5 protein-coding genes and 3 pseudogenes are annotated in these 3902 nt (G+C 62.7%); 7 read left to right on the top strand and 1 reads right to left on the bottom strand.

Going from position 1 to position 3902, the window contains the following annotated elements; all coding sequences use genetic code 11:
* A pseudogene (locus tag F905_RS15740) lies at positions 1-94 on the top strand (transposase family protein); the annotation flags it as partial.
* A gap of 32 nt (positions 95-126) precedes the next feature.
* On the opposite strand, the gene merR reads toward F905_RS15740, so the two are convergent.
* Positions 127-561, bottom strand: a complete 435-nt coding sequence (gene merR / locus F905_RS00005; protein WP_001166630.1) for an Hg(II)-responsive transcriptional regulator — start codon at positions 559-561, stop codon at positions 127-129.
* A 71-nt stretch (positions 562-632) separates the two neighbouring features.
* Here merR and merT point away from each other — a divergent pair, with 71 nt between their 5' ends.
* The 6 genes and pseudogenes from merT to F905_RS14985 all read left to right on the top strand — a co-directional run.
* Positions 633-983, top strand: coding sequence for a mercuric ion transporter MerT (gene merT, locus F905_RS00010; protein WP_001294659.1), 351 nt, complete (start codon positions 633-635; stop codon positions 981-983).
* 13 nt (positions 984-996) lie between these two features.
* Positions 997-1272, top strand: coding sequence for a mercury resistance system periplasmic binding protein MerP (gene merP, locus F905_RS00015; protein WP_004178136.1), 276 nt, complete (start codon positions 997-999; stop codon positions 1270-1272).
* A 27-nt stretch (positions 1273-1299) separates the two neighbouring features.
* The gene (merC, locus tag F905_RS00020) at positions 1300-1725 is read left to right on the top strand and encodes an organomercurial transporter MerC (RefSeq protein ID WP_000522996.1); all 426 of its coding nucleotides are present in this window, start codon (positions 1300-1302) and stop codon (positions 1723-1725) included.
* A 38-nt stretch (positions 1726-1763) separates the two neighbouring features.
* Entirely contained in the window at positions 1764-3449 is a 1686-nt protein-coding gene (merA, locus tag F905_RS00025) for a mercury(II) reductase (RefSeq protein ID WP_005174088.1), read from the top strand.
* 16 nt (positions 3450-3465) lie between these two features.
* Positions 3466-3660: pseudogene (gene merD / locus F905_RS00030) on the top strand (mercuric resistance transcriptional repressor MerD); the annotation flags it as partial.
* A gap of 47 nt (positions 3661-3707) precedes the next feature.
* Positions 3708-3788 (top strand): annotated as a pseudogene (locus tag F905_RS14985) (mercury resistance protein); the annotation flags it as partial.
* Between the last annotated feature and the right edge of the window lie 114 nt (positions 3789-3902).

The following is a 3902-nucleotide window of genomic DNA, read 5'->3' on the forward strand; positions in this document are numbered from 1 at the left end:
ATGCGGCGTGCAGGGTGAGTTCGTACGGTTCGGCAAGCGTGACGTTCCCTATCGTGATCTGCCCATCCACGGCAAGCGGGTCACTCTCTGGGTGGGGGCACCTCAGAAATCGGAAAATAAAGCACGCTAAGGCATAGCTGACCTTGCCAGGCCTGCTTCGCCCTGTAGTGACGCGATCAACGGGCAGGAAACATTCCCCATTCGTGCATGGCAGGCGCACACGAGTTCAGACAGCACGGTTTCCATGCGCGCCAAGTCGGCCATCTTCTCGCGCACGTCCTTGAGCTTGTGTTCGGCCAGGCTGCTGGCCTCCTCGCAGTGGGTGCCATCGTCGAGCCGCAACAGCTCGGCAATCTCGTCCAGACTGAACCCCAGCCGCTGTGCCGATTTCACGAATTTCACCCGAACCACGTCCGCCTCCCCATAGCGGCGAATGCTGCCATAGGGCTTGTCTGGCTCCGGCAGCAGGCCCTTGCGCTGGTAGAACCGGATGGTCTCCACATTGACCCCGGCCGCCTTGGCAAAAACGCCAATGGTCAGATTCTCAAAATTAATTTGCATATCGCTTGACTCCGTACATAACTACGGAAGTAAGCTTAAGCTATCCAAACCAAATTTGAAAGGACAAGCGTATGTCTGAACCACAAAACGGGCGCGGCGCGCTCTTCGCCGGTGGGCTGGCCGCCATTCTTGCGTCGGCCTGCTGCCTGGGGCCGCTGGTTTTGATCGCCTTGGGGTTCAGCGGGGCATGGATCGGCAACCTGACGGTATTGGAGCCGTATCGGCCGATCTTCATCGGCGCGGCGCTGGTTGCACTGTTCTTTGCCTGGCGGCGCATCGTCCGACCGACCGCAGCCTGCAAGCCGGGCGAGGTGTGCGCGATTCCGCAAGTGCGCACCACCTACAAGCTCATTTTCTGGTTCGTCGCCGTGTTGGTCTTGGTCGCGCTTGGTTTTCCCTACGTCATGCCATTTTTCTACTAATCAGGAGTTCATCATGAAAAAGCTGTTTGCCTCCCTCGCTCTCGCCGCTTTCGTTGCCCCCGTGTTCGCCGCCACTCAGACCGTAACGCTGTCCGTGCCTGGCATGACCTGCGCCTCTTGCCCGATCACTGTCAAGCACGCGCTTTCCAAGGTTGAGGGCGTGAGCAAGACCGACGTAAGTTTCGACAAGCGCCAGGCCGTCGTCACCTTCGACGATGCCAAGACCAACGTCCAGAAGTTGACCAAGGCGACCGAGGACGCGGGCTATCCGTCCAGCCTCAAACGCTGATCCGTTAACCGAACTCGGGAGCGACACATGGGACTCATCACGCGCATCGCTGGCAAAACCGGCGCGCTCGGCAGCGTCGTTTCCGCGATGGGCTGCGCCGCCTGTTTTCCTGCCATCGCCAGCTTTGGCGCGGCCATCGGACTGGGCTTCTTGAGCCAGTACGAGGGGCTATTCATTGGCATCCTGCTGCCGATGTTCGCCGGCATCGCGTTACTCGCCAATGCTATCGCTTGGCTCAATCATCGACAGTGGCGACGCACGGCGCTCGGCACGATAGGCCCGATCTTGGTGCTGGCAGCGGTGTTTTTAATGCGGGCTTACGGCTGGCAGAGCGGTGGACTGCTCTATGTCGGCCTGGCCTTGATGGTTGGGGTGTCGGTCTGGGATTTCATCTCGCCAGCACATCGCCGCTGCGGGCCGGACAGCTGTGAATTGCCAGAACAACGTGGCTGACGGCAACAGCCGTAGCCACCACAGAAAAGGAAAAATACATGACCACCCTGAAAATCACCGGGATGACCTGCGACTCGTGCGCGGCTCACGTCAAGGAAGCCTTGGAGAAAGTGCCCGGCGTGCAATCGGCGCTGGTGTCCTATCCGAAGGGCACAGCGCAACTCGCCATTGAGGCGGGCACGTCATCGGATGCGCTGACTACCGCCGTGGCCGGACTGGGCTACGAGGCAACGCTTGCCGATGCGCCACCGACGGACAACCGCGCCGGCCTGCTCGACAAGATGCGCGGCTGGATAGGGGCCGCTGATAAGCCCAGTGGCAACGAACGCCCGTTGCAGGTCGTCGTCATTGGTAGCGGTGGCGCGGCAATGGCGGCAGCACTGAAGGCCGTCGAGCAAGGCGCGCAGGTCACGCTGATCGAGCGCGGCACCATCGGCGGCACCTGCGTCAATGTCGGCTGTGTGCCGTCCAAGATCATGATCCGCGCCGCCCACATCGCCCATCTGCGCCGGGAAAGCCCGTTCGATGGCGGTATTGCGGCAACTGTGCCTACGATTGACCGCAGTAAGCTGCTGGCCCAGCAGCAGGCCCGCGTCGACGAACTGCGGCACGCCAAGTACGAAGGCATCCTGGGCGGTAATCCGGCCATCACCGTTGTGCACGGTGAGGCGCGCTTCAAGGACGACCAGAGCCTTACCGTCCGTTTGAACGAGGGTGGCGAGCGCGTCGTGATGTTCGACCGCTGCCTGGTCGCCACGGGTGCCAGCCCGGCGGTCCCGCCGATTCCGGGCTTGAAAGAGTCACCCTACTGGACTTCCACCGAGGCCCTGGCGAGCGACACCATTCCCGAACGCCTTGCCGTAATCGGCTCGTCGGTGGTGGCGCTGGAGCTGGCGCAAGCCTTTGCCCGGCTGGGCAGCAAGGTCACGGTCCTGGCGCGCAATACCTTGTTCTTCCGTGAAGACCCGGCCATCGGCGAGGCGGTGACAGCCGCTTTCCGTGCCGAGGGCATCGAGGTGCTGGAGCACACGCAAGCCAGCCAGGTCGCCCATGTGAACGGCGAATTCGTGCTGACCACCGGACACGGTGAATTGCGCGCTGACAAGTTGCTGGTTGCCACCGGTCGGGCACCGAATACGCGCAGCCTCGCGCTGGACGCGGCGGGGGTCACTGTCAATGCGCAAGGGGCCATCGTTATCGACCAAGGCATGCGCACGAGCAACCCGAACATCTACGCGGCCGGCGACTGCACCGACCAGCCGCAGTTCGTCTACGTGGCAGCGGCCGCCGGCACCCGTGCCGCGATCAACATGACCGGCGGCGACGCAGCCCTCAATCTGACCGCGATGCCGGCAGTGGTGTTCACCGACCCGCAAGTCGCCACCGTGGGCTACAGCGAGGCGGAAGCGCACCACGATGGCATCGAGACCGACAGTCGCACGCTGACACTCGACAACGTTCCGCGAGCGCTTGCCAACTTCGACACACGCGGCTTCATCAAGCTGGTCATCGAGGAAGGTAGCGGACGGCTCATCGGCGTGCAGGCGGTGGCCCCGGAAGCGGGCGAACTGATCCAGACGGCGGTGCTCGCCATCCGCAACCGCATGACGGTGCAGGAACTGGCTGACCAGTTGTTCCCCTACCTGACAATGGTCGAGGGGTTGAAGCTTGCGGCGCAGACCTTCAACAAGGACGTGAAGCAGCTTTCCTGCTGCGCTGGATAAAAAAAGGAGGTTTTCAATGAGCGCCTACACCGTGTCCCGGCTGGCCCTTGATGCCGGGGTGAGCGTGCATATCGTGCGCGACTACCTGCTGCGCGGATTGCTGCGTCCGGTGGCGTGCACCCCGGGCGGCTATGGCCTGTTCGATGATGCCGCCTTGCAACGGCTGTGCTTCGTGCGGGCGGCCTTCGAGGCGGGCATCGGCCTGGACGCGCAACTGGCCTCCATGCCAGCCGAGCGGGCGCACGAGGAGGCATTGCCGTGAACGCCCCTGACAAACTGCCGCCCGAGACGCGCCAACCCGTTTCCGGCTACCTGTGGGGTGCGCTGGCCGTGTTGACCTAGAGAGAGTGCGCAAGGGCCTCAGAAAGGAGCTGAAACCGTCCCAGAGCCGGACTCTCAAGGGAGACCGGAAAATCCTGCTGAAACGCGCTCACGAAGTCTCAGACCGGGAGC

The sequence above is a fragment of the Acinetobacter sp. CIP 53.82 genome, assembly GCF_000369465.1.
GTDB lineage: Bacteria > Pseudomonadota > Gammaproteobacteria > Pseudomonadales > Moraxellaceae > Acinetobacter > Acinetobacter indicus.

What these genes read in the sequence shown, in the direction of transcription:
- merR (WP_001166630.1), bottom strand. Translation starts at nt 561, where the DNA reads ATGCAAATTAATTTTGAGAATCTGACCATTGGCGTTTTTGCCAAGGCG.
- merT (WP_001294659.1), top strand. Translation starts at nt 633, where the DNA reads ATGTCTGAACCACAAAACGGGCGCGGCGCGCTCTTCGCCGGTGGGCTG.
- merP (WP_004178136.1), top strand. Translation starts at nt 997, where the DNA reads ATGAAAAAGCTGTTTGCCTCCCTCGCTCTCGCCGCTTTCGTTGCCCCC.
- merC (WP_000522996.1), top strand. Translation starts at nt 1,300, where the DNA reads ATGGGACTCATCACGCGCATCGCTGGCAAAACCGGCGCGCTCGGCAGC.
- merA (WP_005174088.1), top strand. Translation starts at nt 1,764, where the DNA reads ATGACCACCCTGAAAATCACCGGGATGACCTGCGACTCGTGCGCGGCT.